Annotated in this window: 21 protein-coding genes; 19 read left to right on the top strand and 2 right to left on the bottom strand. The window is 62.4% G+C overall.

Going from position 1 to position 15516, the window contains the following annotated elements:
* Positions 1 to 42: 42 nt before the first annotated feature.
* Complete coding sequence (locus OU419_RS16800) at positions 43 to 747, top strand: hypothetical protein (RefSeq protein ID WP_254473705.1); 705 nt, start codon at positions 43 to 45, stop codon at positions 745 to 747.
* Between the two features lie 55 nt (positions 748 to 802).
* The gene (locus OU419_RS16795) at positions 803 to 1162 is read left to right on the top strand and encodes a hypothetical protein (RefSeq protein WP_254473707.1); all 360 of its coding nucleotides are present in this window, start codon (positions 803 to 805) and stop codon (positions 1160 to 1162) included.
* A 47-nt stretch (positions 1163 to 1209) separates the two neighbouring features.
* On the opposite strand, the gene OU419_RS16790 is transcribed toward OU419_RS16795, so the two are convergent.
* On the bottom strand, positions 1210 to 1362 hold the full coding sequence (locus tag OU419_RS16790) for a hypothetical protein (protein WP_254473709.1): 153 nt from the start codon (positions 1360 to 1362) through the stop codon (positions 1210 to 1212).
* On the opposite strand from OU419_RS16790, the gene OU419_RS16785 reads away from it, so the two are divergent.
* The 15 genes from OU419_RS16785 to OU419_RS16715 are packed head-to-tail and all read left to right on the top strand — an operon-like array spanning position 1346 to position 12720.
* A complete protein-coding gene (locus tag OU419_RS16785) occupies positions 1346 to 3391 on the top strand; it encodes a hypothetical protein (protein ID WP_254473711.1) in 2046 nt (681 codons plus the stop codon). The two genes, OU419_RS16790 and OU419_RS16785, sit on opposite strands and share 17 nt — an antisense overlap.
* A 10-nt stretch (positions 3392 to 3401) precedes the next feature.
* Entirely contained in the window at positions 3402 to 3905 is a 504-nt protein-coding gene (locus OU419_RS16780; protein WP_254473713.1) for a hypothetical protein, read from the top strand.
* A 1-nt stretch (position 3906) separates the two neighbouring features.
* Positions 3907 to 5691: a hypothetical protein gene (locus tag OU419_RS16775; RefSeq protein ID WP_254473715.1), complete on the top strand. Its 1785-nt coding sequence runs from the start codon at positions 3907 to 3909 to the stop codon at positions 5689 to 5691.
* Positions 5691 to 6146, top strand: a complete 456-nt coding sequence (locus OU419_RS16770) for a hypothetical protein (RefSeq protein WP_254473717.1) — start codon at positions 5691 to 5693, stop codon at positions 6144 to 6146. Before OU419_RS16775 ends, OU419_RS16770 begins: the two co-directional genes overlap by 1 nt.
* A gap of 14 nt (positions 6147 to 6160) precedes the next feature.
* On the top strand, positions 6161 to 6796 hold the full coding sequence (locus tag OU419_RS16765; protein WP_254473720.1) for a hypothetical protein: 636 nt from the start codon (positions 6161 to 6163) through the stop codon (positions 6794 to 6796).
* Between the two features lie 12 nt (positions 6797 to 6808).
* Positions 6809 to 8575: a hypothetical protein gene (locus OU419_RS16760; RefSeq protein ID WP_254473722.1), complete on the top strand. Its 1767-nt coding sequence runs from the start codon at positions 6809 to 6811 to the stop codon at positions 8573 to 8575.
* Positions 8576 to 8583: 8 nt separating this feature from the next.
* The gene (locus OU419_RS16755) at positions 8584 to 9015 is read left to right on the top strand and encodes a hypothetical protein (RefSeq protein WP_254473724.1); all 432 of its coding nucleotides are present in this window, start codon (positions 8584 to 8586) and stop codon (positions 9013 to 9015) included.
* 25 nt (positions 9016 to 9040) lie between these two features.
* Positions 9041 to 9607 carry a hypothetical protein gene (locus OU419_RS16750; protein ID WP_254473726.1) on the top strand — a complete coding sequence of 189 codons (567 nt, stop codon included), beginning with the start codon at positions 9041 to 9043 and terminating at the stop codon, positions 9605 to 9607.
* 7 nt (positions 9608 to 9614) lie between these two features.
* Positions 9615 to 9821 carry a hypothetical protein gene (locus tag OU419_RS16745; protein WP_254473728.1) on the top strand — a complete coding sequence of 69 codons (207 nt, stop codon included), beginning with the start codon at positions 9615 to 9617 and terminating at the stop codon, positions 9819 to 9821.
* Positions 9822 to 9831: 10 nt separating this feature from the next.
* Positions 9832 to 10398: a hypothetical protein gene (locus OU419_RS16740; RefSeq protein WP_254473730.1), complete on the top strand. Its 567-nt coding sequence runs from the start codon at positions 9832 to 9834 to the stop codon at positions 10396 to 10398.
* A gap of 4 nt (positions 10399 to 10402) precedes the next feature.
* A complete protein-coding gene (locus OU419_RS16735; RefSeq protein WP_254473732.1) occupies positions 10403 to 10681 on the top strand; it encodes a hypothetical protein in 279 nt (92 codons plus the stop codon).
* Positions 10671 to 11522 carry a tail fiber domain-containing protein gene (locus OU419_RS16730; RefSeq protein WP_254473734.1) on the top strand — a complete coding sequence of 284 codons (852 nt, stop codon included), beginning with the start codon at positions 10671 to 10673 and terminating at the stop codon, positions 11520 to 11522. The genes OU419_RS16735 and OU419_RS16730 overlap by 11 nt, the downstream gene beginning before the upstream one ends.
* Before the next feature lie 57 nt (positions 11523 to 11579).
* Entirely contained in the window at positions 11580 to 12092 is a 513-nt protein-coding gene (locus OU419_RS16725) for a hypothetical protein (protein WP_254473736.1), read from the top strand.
* A complete protein-coding gene (locus tag OU419_RS16720; RefSeq protein WP_254473738.1) occupies positions 12092 to 12463 on the top strand; it encodes a hypothetical protein in 372 nt (123 codons plus the stop codon). The genes OU419_RS16725 and OU419_RS16720 overlap by 1 nt, the downstream gene beginning before the upstream one ends.
* A complete protein-coding gene (locus tag OU419_RS16715) occupies positions 12460 to 12720 on the top strand; it encodes a hypothetical protein (protein WP_254473740.1) in 261 nt (86 codons plus the stop codon). Before OU419_RS16720 ends, OU419_RS16715 begins: the two co-directional genes overlap by 4 nt.
* 272 nt (positions 12721 to 12992) lie before the next feature.
* Here OU419_RS16715 and OU419_RS16710 read toward each other — a convergent pair whose 3' ends face one another.
* Positions 12993 to 13682: an SOS response-associated peptidase gene (locus OU419_RS16710; protein WP_254473742.1), complete on the bottom strand. Its 690-nt coding sequence runs from the start codon at positions 13680 to 13682 to the stop codon at positions 12993 to 12995.
* A gap of 444 nt (positions 13683 to 14126) precedes the next feature.
* Between OU419_RS16710 and OU419_RS16705 the strand changes: the two genes are divergently transcribed.
* Both OU419_RS16705 and gacA read left to right on the top strand, forming a co-directional pair.
* A complete protein-coding gene (locus OU419_RS16705; protein ID WP_254473744.1) occupies positions 14127 to 14432 on the top strand; it encodes a hypothetical protein in 306 nt (101 codons plus the stop codon).
* 438 nt (positions 14433 to 14870) lie between these two features.
* Positions 14871 to 15515 (top strand): response regulator transcription factor GacA, encoded by a 645-nt coding sequence (gacA, locus tag OU419_RS16700; RefSeq protein ID WP_254473752.1) that lies wholly within the window; start codon positions 14871 to 14873, stop codon positions 15513 to 15515.
* The last annotated feature ends 1 nt before the right edge of the window (position 15516 follow it).

Raw genomic sequence — 15516 nt, 5'->3', positions numbered from 1 at the left:
TTTCGGGTACAGTCCCACCCAGCTCGAATGGGAGGGATACCGATGCAATGCCCGAAATGTGGATATGAGCCGACACTGAAAGAGACGACAGAAAGCCCAGATAAATGCACCGCCTGTGGTGTGTATTTCGCAAAGCTGCAGCCGCGAGATACTGGTGCCGCGCAGGCATTTCCTGCCGCGCCTGTAGTTCAACCGGTGAAGGCGGTGTCGGCTGGGGCAAAAATCGCCTTAGCCCTGGTAGCTGGTCTGGTAATCGGCTATTTCGCTGGCCGCGAGCACATGAAGTATGAGATTCGAAGTGCTTTCCAAGACTCCTTCAAAGGACTGGCGGGAATCTTTAGTGGCAAGACGGATGTGCCAAAATCTGCCGATCGGCCGGCGAAGCCTGTGAGCTTGCCGTCTCCGATCACCGTTTCTCTGATCTCAAAAGGTTTCGTCAAAGGCGAATATGGCGACGACAAGATTACCTTGGATCTGCTGTTCGAGAACTCCACCGGTGCGGATGTACGAGCGTTTGACGGGGTTTTGGAGTTCACCGACTTGCTTGGAAACGACATCCTTTCGTCGAAGATCGCTATAAATGACCCGGTGTCAGCCGGGACCAAGTTGTCTTGGCAGGGAACTATAAACTTCAACCAGTTCATCCAGCGGCATAAAGACTTCGCGAATGCAGAACAGCAGAACATCAAAACAAGCTTCAGGCTGACCAAAGTTCTGTTCGCTGATGGAACGATAAAAACCTACTGACTAGCACTTTCATTAAAACCCGCTTCGGCGGGTTTTTTATTGCCCGGAGAAGTTCATGAGTGATCTTCAAATCCTTTTCCCAAAGCCGGTAACGGTGACAGTTGGCGGCCGGCAAGTGTTGATCCGACCGGTAGAGCTGCGGCATTTCGATGAGTTCGGCAAGGCGGCCGGTGGGCTTCTGGCCATGCTTGGAGCTGCCTCCCCGGCGCAGATCTACGAGTACGCGAAAAGCTCCGGCGCGCTGTCCACTGTGCTCGGCGGTTGTACGAACTTGAGCGCCTGGCGTCGCCAGCGCCTGCCTGCTGTGACAGCAGTAGAACTGATGATTCATGTGATCGGCGTGAATTCATCTTTTTTCGACCAAGCCCTGGCCAGGGTGGCAACGAACGGGCCGCTGGCTGGGCAAGTGTCGTAAGCGACCTCCTTTCCGCAGGTCATCGACTGTCAGACATCCAGCGCTATTCACTTGATCAGATCGCGCTTTATCAGCGGGAGGCGCATGCCAGGCGGCTTGATGCTGCTCGGCTTGCCCTGATCGTCGCGCGGGGTGCTGGTGCCAAAACCAAAGATTACAAGCAACTGATGAAGGAGCTGGAAAATGCCGGGAAAGGTCACAACTCAGCTCGTCATTGATGGCAAGAACAACACCAATCAAGCATTTAACCAGGTTGATGGCAGGCTGAAAGGGCTGAGCAACTTGGCAAGGACTGCGGGAGCCGCCATTGCCGCTTCCTTGTCTGTTGGCGTTTTTGCCAATTGGGCGAAGAACACTGCGGCGGCCGCAACGGAGATGGCCAGGTTCGCTCAGTTGTCTGGCACTTCCGTTGAAGAGTTCCAAGCCTGGGGGTTCGCCGCAAAGAGTGCCGGCATCGAGCAGGACAAGCTCGGCGACATTTTCAAGGACGTCCAGGACAAGGTAGGCGACTTCCTTCAGACAGGCGGCGGCGAGCTGAAGGACTTCTTCACCAACGTTGCGCCACTGGCCGGTGTTACGGCCGAACAGTTCCGCAACCTGTCAGGCCCTGATGCTTTGCAGTTGTACGTGTCGACCTTGGAGAAGGCCAATCTATCGCAATCGGAGATGGTGTTTTATCTGGAGGGGATTGCCAATGATGCGGCCTTGTTGCTTCCCCTGCTGCGCAATAACGCCGAGGGGTTCAAGAGTCTGCGAGAAGAGGCTATCGAGCTTGGCCTGATTCTGGATTCCCAAGCAACCAAGAACCTGGCTGACTTCAATCAGAACCTGAATACCCTAGAGAGTGTTAGTGACGGTGCGAGTAAGCAGATAGCGGGAGAGTTGGCGCCGACGCTGAGCACACTCACCGGCCTAATGGTTGATGTGTCGACGAAATCGGGCTATGCGAGCCAGATTGCTAACGTCCTCAGTTTTGCATTGAAGGGCGTTGCGTCCGTCGCGATTGTTGCGGGTAACGCCTTCGGCACTCTGGGGCGGCTCATTGGTGGGTCGGCTGCAGCGGCATCGCTCGCTGCGAGTGGCGATTTCAAGGCCGCAGCCGACGTCATGAGGGAAGTCGTGGAGGATAACCTCAAGGAGATGAAGCTGGCTGCAGATAGGGTTACTGGCCTATGGACAGACTCTTTTGCAGAAATGGGCAAGCAAGCGTCGCAAACAGGCGCGGAGTTTCGGCAAGTTAACCAGCAGGTTTCAGCCAGCCTCAGTGCCACATCAACCAAGATGAAGGCCGACTACGACGCTCTGGCGAAAAAGGCTAAGACCGCACTTCAGGCGATGACCGCCGAGGAGCGGAAAGCCAAGTCCGACGTGGAGAAGATCCGGGGCGAGCGCCTCGAAATCGAGAGGCGCTACACGGATGCCATTGCGCAACTGAACGCCAGCGCGGGTGGCGATGCCGACTATTCCACCGCGCAGTCGTTGAAGGTAGGGGCTAGGGACGCATTGCGCTCCGGAGACCTGGAGGGGGCAAAGTCGCAGGCGCAGGCGGCTCTCAAGGTGCTGCTCGATCTGCAAGCGGCTGGACAGAACACGCTCGGGTTCGCTGGCTTCGCGAAGGAGCTGCAGGCTATCGAACTGGAGGCAAACAAGCTTCAGCAGACGGATGCCGACCAGAAGCTGGCCCAACTCACGGTTCAGATCGAAGACCTACAGGCAAAGTCGAAGATCGATATTGCGGTGAATCTTTCGCCTGAAATGGCGGCGAAGGTTGTGCAGCAGATGAAAGATCTGGCTGCAAGCATTGGGGAAAACTTCGTCATCGAGCCGAAGTTCCTATTGCCTGGCAACATCCAGGGGGCGCTGAAAGATGTCTCCACGATTGAGCCCGCTATCCCTCAGCACGCGAACGGCACCAACAGCGCGGCGCCTGGGTTGGCCCTAGTAGGCGAGCGCGGGCCTGAACTGGTGACGTTCAATGGAGGGGAGAAGGTTTTCCCAAACTCCGCAACCATGAACCTGATGTCGCGCTTACAGGGGCTGTCCATGCCTGACCCTGTTACCGCGGGGATGTCGGCAGCAGCAGCTCAGTCGGATGGCGGGACTATGCCCAACCTTGGCCGCCTGGAGTTGGGTCTGGGTGGCGAGACCGTTCCGCTGTACGGCACGCAACAGTCACTCGACCAGATCATCCGCATTCAGCGGCTGAAGCGCGGCGGCACCAAGCGCTAAGGAATCCTCAATGCAATATCCACTTGTGACCCTCGGCGGGATTCCCATTCCTGCCGAGGCGGGTGCGCCTGACTTTTCGCGCGACCCGCTCCAGGGGGCGACCGTGGTTCGGATGAGTGATGGCGCAGCGGTAAAGATGACCCATTGGAGCGGAAAAACATCTGGCCAGTTGAGCGGCTCCGGATTAGTTCCGCTGGGCTTGGATGGTATCGACTACAGCCGACCACTCGATCTGCTGCTGACGCACCCGCGGAGCATGGCTCAGGCGGCGCCGAGCTTTGTTCTGCCTGCACCGTGTCGTTCCGACCGCGAACCGTGGGGGCTGGCGCTCGTCGAAGGACGCTGGCGGCCTGTCCCCTGTACCCGTTCTGGCCTGAACGTTGATCTTGTGATCATCCCAGGCGCGACGCTCTACATGGTGCAGTGGATGCCGGCGTACCGGGTTTTCGCCGACCCACCACAGGAAACGATGGGCACCGGCCACGGCTGGACATTGAACTGGCAAGAGGTGTGACATGATCAATGGGTCGCCGCTGAATAGCGTGCCCTTGGGCTCTGCTGGCGGCCCTGCCGCTACGCCGCAGCCGGTGAATGGCGGCAACAGTTTCCGGTGGCGCCTGGTGGTGCTGGTTGGCGGCGTTGACTGGAGCGAGCGCCTCACCGGTGAGGTTGAGGTGGATCGTGAGGAGGGTGCTGCCGGCGTCGCGCAGTTCAGCCTATGCCTACCAGAAGGGCCTGTTCTTCCGGCGGCATGGAAAGGCCGGTCCGTTGTCATTGACTTCGTGTTCGAGATCGATGGGGTAGAACGGGTCAGCCGGCGCCACACTGGCCGCATTGTCGAACCGTCGTGGGATAGCGCCACGCGAACGCTCCATTGCACCAGCAGCGACCAGCTCCAGCAGCGCGTCGAGGCGCTGGATGTGGCAGCAATCGATGCCCTGACACCACAGGCGATCTGGTCGGAGGATATCTTCGAGCCAGTGAGTGGCCGCAGTCGGTGGGACTACGCGCAGGAGCGGGTAACGACCATCCAAGGCGCGTTGGAGTGCTCGGCTGCCGGCGATATTCGGCTCAACACCTGGTCGTCATCGATAGCGCCGAACTACGAGTTCAACGCCGGCGCCGTCGTCGATGCCTCCGTGTCGGTATCCCTGGCGGATCTGGACGCCCAAACCAACGTTGTCGAGATCGAGCTGGGGCACCGTTTCTCCAGGCTCTGGCAGCACACGTTCCAGTTCGGCTGGCAGCATCCAGACACTGGCGGAATCATCGGCATCCCGGGGTTCTGCATCTGGACTCATGCAGTGACCAGTGAGCTGCCTACGTTCGACATGATCCGCGAGGCAACCGAGAGCCAGGGGATGACCATGCTCACGGGCGTGCGCCTCGATCGCCTGCCACCAACCGGGGTGTATTGCGACCCTCCGCAGTCGTGGATCAACGACAGCTATGAAGAACGGCTGCTGCTGGCTGCCAGTTGGTTGGCCGCCATTCGAGAGGTACAGCAGGTAACCGAGACGTATACCTTGCGCGTCGAGGCACCGCAGAGCGTGGCGGACAGCGGCGAGATCATCGCCCGCACCAGCGCCGCGGTACAGATCGACAATGAACTGGCGAACACCTGGGAGAGCACGCCGTTCGGCATGGCCGCGCGCGGCGAGAATGCGCCTGGCTCGATCATCGATGGAACTGGTGGCGGTGGTGGTGGCAGCGATGAACCCATGACCGACCTTCGGGACGAATCGCGTCGACAGTTGGCCATACGCTGTGTGCTCGCTCAGGCGGCGGTCACCATCGTCGGCGCGCACCGTGGAACGACCGTCACATGGGATGTGCCGTCAGCCTGGGCCGCTGGAGCCGACCTTGTGCACACCCTCGCGGTTCGTGCCCAGGGCGTGCACGCCTCCGGGAAGTGCCGACAGATCGTCGACAAGTACTCATTGGAGACTGGAAGCGCGCTCACCACGCTGAGCGTGGCTGTGATGCTGGGCGGCGGCGCTGTTGCTGATCCCCTGGTACCGCCGCCTTTCGATACCAGTGCGGCCCCGCGCCCGACCGGTGGCGGAAACCTGCCCACGCAGATTGGCGGCCTCAGCACCAGCCCGCCCTACGACGACGCGCTGGATGGATTCTCCGGAAACTACGGCTCGCGCGATAACGATGTCGGGCAGGAGCTTTATCCGAGGCGCTTCGCCGTCCCGGTCCCGGAGATTCCCGAGGCCATTCGAGACGAGTGGAAAGCCTCCATCGAACGGACATACCGCATTTCCATTCGTAACGACGTGCTGGAGCTTCTCTGATGGCAACTGCGGAACAACAGCGTCGAGCCAGTGGGGCGGCGATGGAGGCGGCGCGGCGCGCCATTGGCAGTAACAACACTGCGGCACGCCGAGCAATTGGGGCGAGCATGGAGGCCCAGCGCACGGGGCGCGGCCTGATTGATGACCTGAACAGCGTTGTCACGCCAATGCAGCAGGGCAGGACGCTCCCTGTCATCGAAGCGCGCGGCGCTCGGCCGGCGGCTCGGGGGATCGCGAACTACCAGGCCCCCGCCGGCGGGCGGGGCGGGGGAATCGCCAGCCCTCTGCAGGAGCAGAACTATGCCGACCGCACCTTCCACCCGCAGCAACTGATCGAGAGCTCTGACGGGCTATTCACTCTGCGCATCGAGCCGCTCCAGCGGCTGGTGATGCGCGACGCCAACAACGCCGAGGCGGTGTTCCTGTTCCAGGCGCCGCCCGCCCAAGACCTCTGAAGGAGACTCACCCAATGGCGAATGTCCAGCACATCGTCACCGGCAACGGCGCGCCCGTAGCCGATCCGCCCAGCCAGGGCGCCCACTATGTTGATCTCGATTACGGCGAGCAGTGGCTGGCCGTTGGCGCGCCGGACGATCTCTATTGGTTCGGCCCGCTTGCCGAGGGCCGGCTGGAGCCTGTCAGTACGGAACCAACCGGCGCGCCTGAGCACCGCGGCCAGCGGAAAATTGCCGGATCGCTGCTCTGGCTCGGCGTCGGCACCAGCTCTCTCGCGGACTGGCGGAAATTTCCGTTCATCCTCGATACGGTCACCGAAACCTCCAGCCTGCTGTACGCCAATAACGGTTCGCCGCTGGCCCACTCTGTTCAGTGGACGCCGGCGACGAACGCGGCGCCGCACGTGCTGGAGGCACCCGGCTGGGCTGCAACCGTCCACGTGAACATGCGCATCCTGCTGGTCCGGCCGGACGCATCCCAGCCGCTGCGGTTGTCCGGCATGACGAGCGTGTACTGCAACCTCGCCAGCACCCACAACGCCGGCGCGGTCGATGTCACGCTGACCGCCCCAGTGAACCTGATTCACGTCACCCACGCGCCTGGTGCGCCGTGGGTCGTGCAGATCGAGCCGGTGACCGCACCGACCTAATAGGAGCCCATCATGCTGGATCGACGATCCGCGCCACTGGCGCGCGTCCCTGGGTTCGGCTGGGCCTGGCACGGCCTGATGGTGCAGCCGCAGGGTAGCGGCGTGGTAACCATCACGCTCCCCAACGGGCAGACCTACACCGGTAGCAGTGGCGGGAACAATCGGGTGCTGCGACCGTGGCCGTGGACGTACCTCTGGAATGTTGGACGCCCAGGGCTGGAGCAGACCGAGGCGGAGGCTGCCCGTGGTGCACGGTTCGACGGCGCGGCCATTCTGCGTGGGTTTGGCGGCCCGATGTACGCCTACGGGAACGCCTATTTCGGCACCTACGATCCGCTGGAAATAGCCGGCTGGCCGGTGCGATTTGCCAATGCCACTGGCCGGGCGCTGCTACGGATCAGACGCGACTCCAGCGGAGTTCCAGACCCCGACCACCTGGAGCTGTTGGTCTATCCGTCGCTGGTCCTGGGTGGCGCGCCCGTCGATCCGGTGGTATTCGCAATCGATGCTCGCCACGCTGCCATCGGGCAGTCCGCTCCCGACCTGTACGAGGGGCCGGAGCCGCTGGCGGCGATGGTCACCAGTGTGCGTTTCAATACCCTGGACATGACGCCAGACGGGCGCTCGCTGTTGCTGGGGCTGTCGCCGGTCAACTCGGGGAACCTGATCCGTGCGCGCAACGTCGCGCAATGGTGTGGTCTGCTGCGGTTGTCCATCACGGGTGATCCCGATGATCAGAACATCGGCTATCAGTTGGTCATCGAGCAGACGCGCAACCAGGCGCTGGGTGAACTGGTGGACGAGCTGACCGGCGCGGCGGCCGATGTGCAGCGCTACACGCTGCCGCCGGAAACCGTCAGCACAGTGCAGCCGTGGCCGGCGTGCGGCGTCACCGAGGTGCTCTGGCGTGGCGGGTTCACGGAGGAGCCGAACACAGCGCCGCCGGTGATCAGCATCGAGGGGACGCAGACGTATCGGCGCGGGCAGACCGGAGTGATGGCCGGCGCCTGGTTTGATGCGGCCGGTGCTGTCCAGATCGCGCGGTTCGACAGTCTGGAGGTGCAGACGGTGGAGACCGTGGTGACCGACTCGTCCGCCGGCGAGCGCCGCGAGCGGACGGAATACACTGTCGGGCCGAGCGAGTGTGTGGCCAATCCAACAACGATCACCGACGACATGGCCTATCGCCTGAATGGCCAGATCAACGCGACCAGCACCTACTCGCTGCGTCTCTACGGGACCGATGGCGGGTTGTTCGATGAGCAGGTGCTGAAAATCGAGCGCACCAACACGGAGTGGTACGACTCGACGCAGGACCCGGACAATCAATCGACGGTCCGTACCGTCCTGACGGTCGACGGCACGGTCGTTTCAGACGTGACCAGCTCGCCGGAGGGCGGGTCACTCACGCCAGGGTCTGGCACGCCGTTCGGGTTCCGCCTGACGGAACTGGTGGCGCGCTACCACGCCGAGCGCGGCGCTCTGGCTGTCGACACCCACCAGGTGCGCGTCCTCAACGGCTCGAACAAGGTCACGCTACTGGGGCGCAGTTCGATCACGGAGGCAGGCCCCGACACGCTGCTGTTCAGGCAGGCAATGACGCCGGGCGGCACCGTTGCCGGGGTGCTCACGCGCTACGCCGGACATGAAGGCGGGCTCCAGCCGCGGCGCGGGTTTGACTCGTCCCAATCAATTGCCCTCACGCGGGCCAGCTACAACCCCGTCACGCACCAGGTCGAGCGCCACCGCGCCGACCTGGCGGATTTCGGCTGGGTATAGGAGACCACATGCGCTACATCAACAACTGGCTGACCCAACTGACCGGCCAACTGCTGGCCGGCGCCGCCGCGCTGCCGGTCCACGCTGATGCGCTCGCGCGCCTCGGGCCGGCGGGCGGTGGAGAGTACCTGCTGACCATCACTAGCTCGCTCGATCCGCTGCAGCAGGGCGCGTACGAAATCGTGCGCGTGACATTCGCCAGCGGAGCGGCCGTGCTCCAGCGCGGACGCGAGGGAACCACCGATCAGAGCTGGCCTGCCGGCGCGTTCATCTACGCCTCGGTCACTGCCGGGCACCTGGCAGGGATGACGGCCGCGCTTGCCGACCTGACCTCCCGCGTCGCTGCGCTGGAGGGTGGCGGCGGAAACCTGCCGGACAACGCCCTGATGTTCGGCGCCGATGCGCTGCTCGACGAGCAAGGCCGCTACCTCACCACGTAACCCTATTGCCCCAAGGAGAGCCAGCATGCAGCCGGCCTGTACACCCCTGCGCCTCATCCGGGGCGCCACCTACCGCGATACGCGCCGGCTGATGCAGCCCACCCGGGAGTATCGCGCCGTATCGGCGATCATCGCCGCCGCGCCCCTGAGCCTGACCGTTCCAGGGCATGGCCTGGTTGGCGACTGGCTCGCCTGGGTGACCGGCACCACTGGGTTGCCTGACCTAAACCGAACGCCGGGCCGACAGAACCCGCACCGCGTCGAGGTCGTCGACGCCGACACGCTGAAAATCAACTGCGCCAACGGCGCTGGGGCGCGGCCTGAGTCTGGCGCCGGGCAACTCATCTACCAGCCGCCAATTGACCTTACAGGTGCGACGGCACGCCTAGTCATCCGCGAGAGCGAGGAGGGCGGAGATGCACTGCTGGAGCTCGCAGTCGCCGCCGGTGCGCCCGGGACGCTGGTAGTTGAGATCAGCGCGGCGGAGACAGCGGCACTCGATTGGTCTTCTGGCTGGCACCACCTGGATGTGACGTTTGCCGACGGCACGGTGGCGCGCTTCTTCCGCGGGCCGGTCACCGTCGAGCAGTGAGGTGGCCATGACTGATGCCGAGCAGGTCGAGCAGGTCGAGCCGTGGCTGGTGGTCATCGAGGGTGATGCCGCGCCGCTGGTGCTCGAACAGATCAACGAATACGCCGTGACGGTCGAGGCACCGGCTGAGCTGATGGTCGTCACCGTCTGCGAGCAGGGGCCTCCTGGCGCGCCAGGCTCTGGCCTGAGTGAGTGGCAAACCAACGATTGGTAGGAGAGGGCGCATGTCCCAGGTTCAGTTTTTCAAAGTCTCTACGCTGCCGGGCACCCTGCAGCCTGATTCGTTCTACTACGTGGCTAATGGCAGCTATGCCGAGTCGTACATCACCGATCAGGCCGGCGTAGCCAAGAGCCTGGGCAACTCGGCGATGATCAACGCGCTGATCGCCGCGGCATTGGCCAGCCTGCCCAGCAGCGGCGCTCCGGTGCTGTTCGTCGCGGATATCGCGGCCAGAGATGCTCTGGAGCCTGATCTGGAGCAGGCGGTGTTCGTGCTGGTGCAGGACGCCACAGGCGATCCGACCGTCACCGTCGGCGCTGCGCTGTACGCCTGGAACCCGGCGACGAGCACCTGGGTCAAGGTCGCGGAGTACGAGTCGATGGATGTGAGCCTGACCTGGGCGGCCATCCAGGGCAAACCGAGCAGCACGCCTGCCGCGATTGACGCGGCAGTGAGCCAGGCGCACAGCCACACCAACAAGGCCACGCTGGACAACCTTTCCGCCGATGCCGATGGTCTGCTCTATGCCGGCCAGCCGGTGAGCAGCCGCTGGAAAACCCTGAACTGGTGAGCACATGGCGAATGTTCTGCACCACAAGGTCGTGGCCAGCCTGCCGGCAGCGCTGGAGGCGAACAGCATTTACCTGGTGCGCGTCGGCAGTGGATTCGACCAGTACATCACCAACTCCAGTGGCCAGATAGTCGCGTACCCCATGAACCGACCTGCCTCTGTCCCTGTGCTGTTAGCCAGTGGGGCGCTTTCGGCCATTGCCCTGCTCGGCGGGACATCGCTCCCCATCACTCTCTCCGACGGCTCGTCGGCATTGCTACCGGTGACACTCAATGGCGAATAGCTACATTCCGGCCCGATTTCAGTACACCGGATCGGCCGTTACGGCGCTGGCCGAGTACCAGCCGGGTGATCCGTTCGTGCTGCCCGGTAGCGGGGGGACCGGCGGGCGCATTCTCGCCAATAGTGGCGCGTTCACGCTCGAGGCGTTCGGTTCTGCCTACCCGATGACGTTTGTTGTGAACGGCGTGGAGCGCATGCGCCTGGAATCCAATGGTGATCAGACGTTCGGCACCAGCAACGCCAACCCCATCCTGAACCGTGCTGCCGGGTATCGCTATTTCAACGCCGCCGGTTGGAATCAGTACAGCCCGAACGGTAGCAACCTCGGCCTGGGTTCCGGCACCACTGGCCCGGTAGTGCTGTTCTGGCATAACCCCGGCACCGCATCCCAGGTGGGGAGCATCAGCATCACGACCACCACGACGGCGTACAACACCAGCTCTGACTACCGCCTGAAGGACGAAGTGCGCCCGTTGGACCCTGTGGCCGCAACCGCGCGGATCATGGCGTACGAGCCATGCACCTGGACGTGGAAAATCGATGGATCGCCAGGTAAAGGATTTATCGCCCACAGGAACCAGATGGTCGACCCGTCGACAGCGACGGGCAAGAAGGACGAAGTTTGCCGGATAGGCAACATCCGCATGCCGGACTACACGCTGTTGGCCGAGGGCATAGAAGAGCCGACGGATATGACCAACTACCCAGCGGGTGCGGCGTGGGTGTTCACGGAGGAGCAACCGGTCTACCAGGGCCGCGATGACACGAAGATCATCCCCGACCTGGTAGCGATGATCCAGCGCATGGAGCTGCGCATCCGAGAACTGGAAGCGCGCGCCTGACGCCTGCTGCAACCAACCAACCCGCCACCTGGCGGGTTTTTCGTTTCTGGAGCTCCTATGAATCTTCGAGAAGTACGCCGCTCGATCATCGAGCCGGCGCTGTTGCTGCTGCCCGCGAAAATGGACTCGCCTCAGGCGATAGTCATGCTGCTGGCGATCACGCGACAGGAAGACCCCGAGCAGCGCCGCAGACAGTGGCCGACTGGTCCGGCCAGGTCGCTCTGGCAGGCAGAGCAGGGTGGCGGCATGATCACTGGCCTGCTGCGCTACCGCGTCGACAGCATTCGTGATTGGGCAACCGGCCTGTGCGTCGTCCGCGGCATTGCCCCGGCCGCGCCTGAAGTGTGGAAAGCAATCGAGCACGACGACATCCTCGCCGCCGGCCTGGCGCGTCTGCTGCTGTACACCGACCCGGCGCGGCTGCCGGAGCTCGGCGACGAAGTCGGTGCTTGGGATCTGTACCTGCGCACCTGGCGGCCAGGCGCATATACCCGCGGAGATGCCGCCCAGCGTGCCGGCCTGCGCGCGAAATGGTCACGCAACTACGCCGCCGCGCTGGAGGTGGCCTAGTGACGGGGCGGTGGAAACTCATCGCCCTGGTGCTGGCCATTCTGCTGCTGCTCGCCGCTGGCGCTGGCCTGGGTGGTTGGCTCGCTGCTGGGCACTACCGCCCGCAACTCGACGCCGCCAGTGATGCACGAACCCAGTGCCTGGCAGCCCGTAACAACCTGGAGGCGCTGGTGGGCGACCAGAACGCAGCCATCGCCCAGTTGGCCAACCAGGCCGAGCAGCGTCAGGCGAAGGCCGCTCAAGCAGTAGCAGCCGCCCAGCAGCAGGCCGACCGGCACTATGCCGCCGCCCAGCGCCTGCAGCAGGAGCGAGTAGGCGGAGACCAGTGCGCCGCGGCTGAGGCGATCATCGATCAGGAGTTAGGGCTATGAGGATGCTGCTGGTGGGATTGGTTGGCGCGCTGGCGGGATGTGCGGGCCAGGTCGCGCCAGAGCCGCGCACGGTGCGCGTGGAGGTGCCGGTGGTGATTCCGTGCCGAGCGCCAACGGTTGCGGTGCCATCCTGGGCTACCGCAACGCTGCATCCTAGCGACGACCTACAGACGAAAGTGCGGGCGCTGCTGGCTGAGCGCCGGCAGCGGATGGGGTATGAGGAGCAATTGCGGGCAGCGGTAGCGGCCTGCCAATAAAAAGGGCCGCCGAAGAACCAAGGTTCCAGGGCGACCCTCAAAGGAGTGCAGATGCGTGCAAGCATATGCCTTCTGATTGTAAGCCGTTGCGCCTGGCGCAAACAAGAAGCCCCGCCTGGGGTAGGGCGGGGCTTCAGGACTTCGCTATAAGGATATCGTGGATGAGCCGATCCGTCGGCTACGTCCTTTAAATTAGTCTGCCTCGGCAGTCTTTCCAGAATCGGCCTGACATCCCTGACGAAAGGTATGACTAGCTGACAGGATTGATAGAGCTAGATCGGCTCGATCAACTCTGCGCCCTGGTTGCGGGTATTCCCGACATCCGTGGAGACCCGGTAGGCCTCGAAATCGCGGCGCGCCTGGGCAATGGTGACGTAGGCCTGTTCGAGCGACGTCTCCGGCGACAGCCAGGCTGCCCACTGTTCCGGCGCCAGGATCACCGGCATGCGGTTGTGGATCACCGCCACTAGGCCCTCGGCCTCCTTCGTCAGCAGCGCGCACGATGTGATCGGCTCGCCATCCGGTGGCGACCAGGTCGACCAGATCCCGGCGATCGCCAGTACGCCGTCGCCGATGGCGTGGTGGTAGTAGGGCTGGTGGACTGTCCGGCCGGCCTTGTTCTTCACCGGCTCCTGCTCGTTCCACTCATACCAGCCGGCGGCCGGCATCAGGCACCGATGTGTGCGGATCGCTTGGCGCCACATTGGCTTCGTCGCCGCCTCTTCGCTCCGTGCGTTGAACGAGAACGTTGGCGGCGTCGGCTTTTTCCACCAGAACGGGATCAGCCCCCAGCGGGCCGCGACAACTTCCTGTTCTCCCGCCTCATTCAGGACCACCGCCGGCACCTGGCTGGTCGGCGCTACGTTGTAGACGCGATCAACCCAGCGCCCACTGTTGTGCCTGCCGATATGCCAGTACCGCTCCATCGCCGCTTCTTCAGGTGTCACGTATCGGCCGCACATAGGAGTTCTCCTGCTGTACGGAAAAGGTAGGTCATGGGGATTTTGATTGCCCAGAACGGGCGAGGAGGGACGAAAACCGTTTCCGTATCGAGAGCCGATGGCCGCGTAGGGCGCGGCTTGTACGTCATCTGTTTATCTTGATGATACGGAAACTAAAATCGAGCGCAGGCCGCGAAAACTGGGCATTTCTCGGTAGACTTGAAAACCGTCGAGTGTAACAGCTCCGTGAGTTCGAATCTCACCGCTTCCGCCATATTCAAGGCCCTGATTTTTCAGGGCCTTTTTCATTTCGGATAGCTGTCCTTCGTGCCTCCTGCGGCACTGCGGTCCGCTTGTGCCAGGCCTGATCCTTTCTCTCGGAATTGCGTGTTCTTCTCCAGGGTGGCAGATAGCAGACGGGCAATTCGCTGCCATACTGCTCAACTCCATATCATGGAAGAGGGATTGGCTGTGCTGGTCAGGGCTCTGATATTCGCAGTGGCGTGGATAGGCTTCTGGTATGTCAGTAGTTGGTTCGTCAGCAACTACATCACTTCAGCGTCCGGCCCGTATTGGTCGCTGGGGTTGGTGGCTTTCCCAATCATCTTCCCGCTTTATCTGGCGGCAGACTTCTGGATTCAGGACTCCTATGCGACTTCCTGGCCCCGATTGTCCTTGGCGTTGATCTGCCTCGCCGGCATGGTGCTGTATTACCCTGCGCTTCTTCTGCTGCTCTGGCTCATTCGAATGCTGAGAGTGGTCGCCGTTTAGCATCAGGCGGCATTGCGAGGAGATCTCGGTTTGCAGCAATGAGAACCAGATCAAATCGCGCCGCCTTCGCCTCAAGACGAAATTGTGCCCGGTCAATGAGACCTTGTATGAGCAATGCCAACCTTGTACTTCCAGTGCGGTCCGAGAACGGCAGTGCCGGTGTGATCCAACGCGACAGCGGATAGGAGAAAATCATCTTCGAACGGCACGGGCATTTGATCTCTCTAAGGCTCTGGTTTTTGTCGAAAGTGCCGTCCTAGACGCATTGCTGAGTATCTGTCAGCATTCGCCGGGGCATTGGTTGCGGTTCTCTGGCGCTTGCATTTTGACGAGCCTGCACCAAGCTAGGTCGATACGGTGCTTTCTGTTAAGGTGCGCGAACTTATAGAAGCTCTCGCTGGATCTTCACAATTCCATTTCTGTGCAAAGGGGTGCTGTGTGATCAAGGTGCTGGTGGTCGATGATCACGATCTGGTGCGCACCGGAATTACCCGCATGCTGGCCGACATTGATGGCCTGCAGGTCGTTGGTCAGGCCGACTCCGGTGAGCGTGGGCTGCAATTGGCCCGGGAGCTCAAGCCGGATGTGGTGCTGATGGATGTGAAGATGCCTGGTATCGGCGGCCTCGAAGCGACCCGCAAGCTCCTGCGCAGCCAGCCGGATGTGCGGGTGGTGGTCGTGACAGTTTGCGAAGAAGATCCCTTTCCTACCCGTCTGATGCAGGCCGGCGCTGCTGGATACCTCACCAAGGGGGCGGCGCTCGAGGAAATGGTCCAGGCGATTCGTCAGGTATTTGCGGGGCAGCGTTACATCAGCCCGCAGATCGCCCAGAGCCTGGCGTTGAAATCCTTCGAGCCGGAACGGAACGCCTCTCCCTTCGATGCCCTGTCCGAGCGCGAAATCCAGATCGCCCTGATGATCGCCAACTGCCATAAGGTCCAGAGCATCTCGGACAAGCTCTGTCTGTCGCCCAAGACCGTCAATACCTACCGTTACCGCATATTCGAGAAACTCTCGATTGCCAGCGATGTGGAGTTGGCGCTGCTGGCCGTTCGGCACGGCATGGTCGATACCAACAACTGAA

Source organism: Pseudomonas triclosanedens (assembly GCF_026686735.1).
GTDB lineage: Bacteria > Pseudomonadota > Gammaproteobacteria > Pseudomonadales > Pseudomonadaceae > Pseudomonas > Pseudomonas triclosanedens.
Note: the sequence above shows the minus strand (reverse complement) of the source record. Positions and strands in the feature narration are given on the sequence as shown.

What these genes read in the sequence shown, in the direction of transcription:
- OU419_RS16755 (WP_254473724.1), top strand. Translation starts at nt 8,584, where the DNA reads ATGCGCTACATCAACAACTGGCTGACCCAACTGACCGGCCAACTGCTG.
- OU419_RS16740 (WP_254473730.1), top strand. Translation starts at nt 9,832, where the DNA reads ATGTCCCAGGTTCAGTTTTTCAAAGTCTCTACGCTGCCGGGCACCCTG.
- OU419_RS16725 (WP_254473736.1), top strand. Translation starts at nt 11,580, where the DNA reads ATGAATCTTCGAGAAGTACGCCGCTCGATCATCGAGCCGGCGCTGTTG.
- OU419_RS16765 (WP_254473720.1), top strand. Translation starts at nt 6,161, where the DNA reads ATGGCGAATGTCCAGCACATCGTCACCGGCAACGGCGCGCCCGTAGCC.
- OU419_RS16710 (WP_254473742.1), bottom strand. Translation starts at nt 13,682, where the DNA reads ATGTGCGGCCGATACGTGACACCTGAAGAAGCGGCGATGGAGCGGTAC.
- OU419_RS16735 (WP_254473732.1), top strand. Translation starts at nt 10,403, where the DNA reads ATGGCGAATGTTCTGCACCACAAGGTCGTGGCCAGCCTGCCGGCAGCG.
- OU419_RS16780 (WP_254473713.1), top strand. Translation starts at nt 3,402, where the DNA reads ATGCAATATCCACTTGTGACCCTCGGCGGGATTCCCATTCCTGCCGAG.
- OU419_RS16795 (WP_254473707.1), top strand. Translation starts at nt 803, where the DNA reads ATGAGTGATCTTCAAATCCTTTTCCCAAAGCCGGTAACGGTGACAGTT.
- OU419_RS16745 (WP_254473728.1), top strand. Translation starts at nt 9,615, where the DNA reads ATGACTGATGCCGAGCAGGTCGAGCAGGTCGAGCCGTGGCTGGTGGTC.
- OU419_RS16730 (WP_254473734.1), top strand. Translation starts at nt 10,671, where the DNA reads ATGGCGAATAGCTACATTCCGGCCCGATTTCAGTACACCGGATCGGCC.
- OU419_RS16715 (WP_254473740.1), top strand. Translation starts at nt 12,460, where the DNA reads ATGAGGATGCTGCTGGTGGGATTGGTTGGCGCGCTGGCGGGATGTGCG.
- OU419_RS16760 (WP_254473722.1), top strand. Translation starts at nt 6,809, where the DNA reads ATGCTGGATCGACGATCCGCGCCACTGGCGCGCGTCCCTGGGTTCGGC.
- OU419_RS16775 (WP_254473715.1), top strand. Translation starts at nt 3,907, where the DNA reads ATGATCAATGGGTCGCCGCTGAATAGCGTGCCCTTGGGCTCTGCTGGC.
- OU419_RS16750 (WP_254473726.1), top strand. Translation starts at nt 9,041, where the DNA reads ATGCAGCCGGCCTGTACACCCCTGCGCCTCATCCGGGGCGCCACCTAC.
- OU419_RS16770 (WP_254473717.1), top strand. Translation starts at nt 5,691, where the DNA reads ATGGCAACTGCGGAACAACAGCGTCGAGCCAGTGGGGCGGCGATGGAG.
- OU419_RS16785 (WP_254473711.1), top strand. Translation starts at nt 1,346, where the DNA reads ATGCCGGGAAAGGTCACAACTCAGCTCGTCATTGATGGCAAGAACAAC.
- OU419_RS16800 (WP_254473705.1), top strand. Translation starts at nt 43, where the DNA reads ATGCAATGCCCGAAATGTGGATATGAGCCGACACTGAAAGAGACGACA.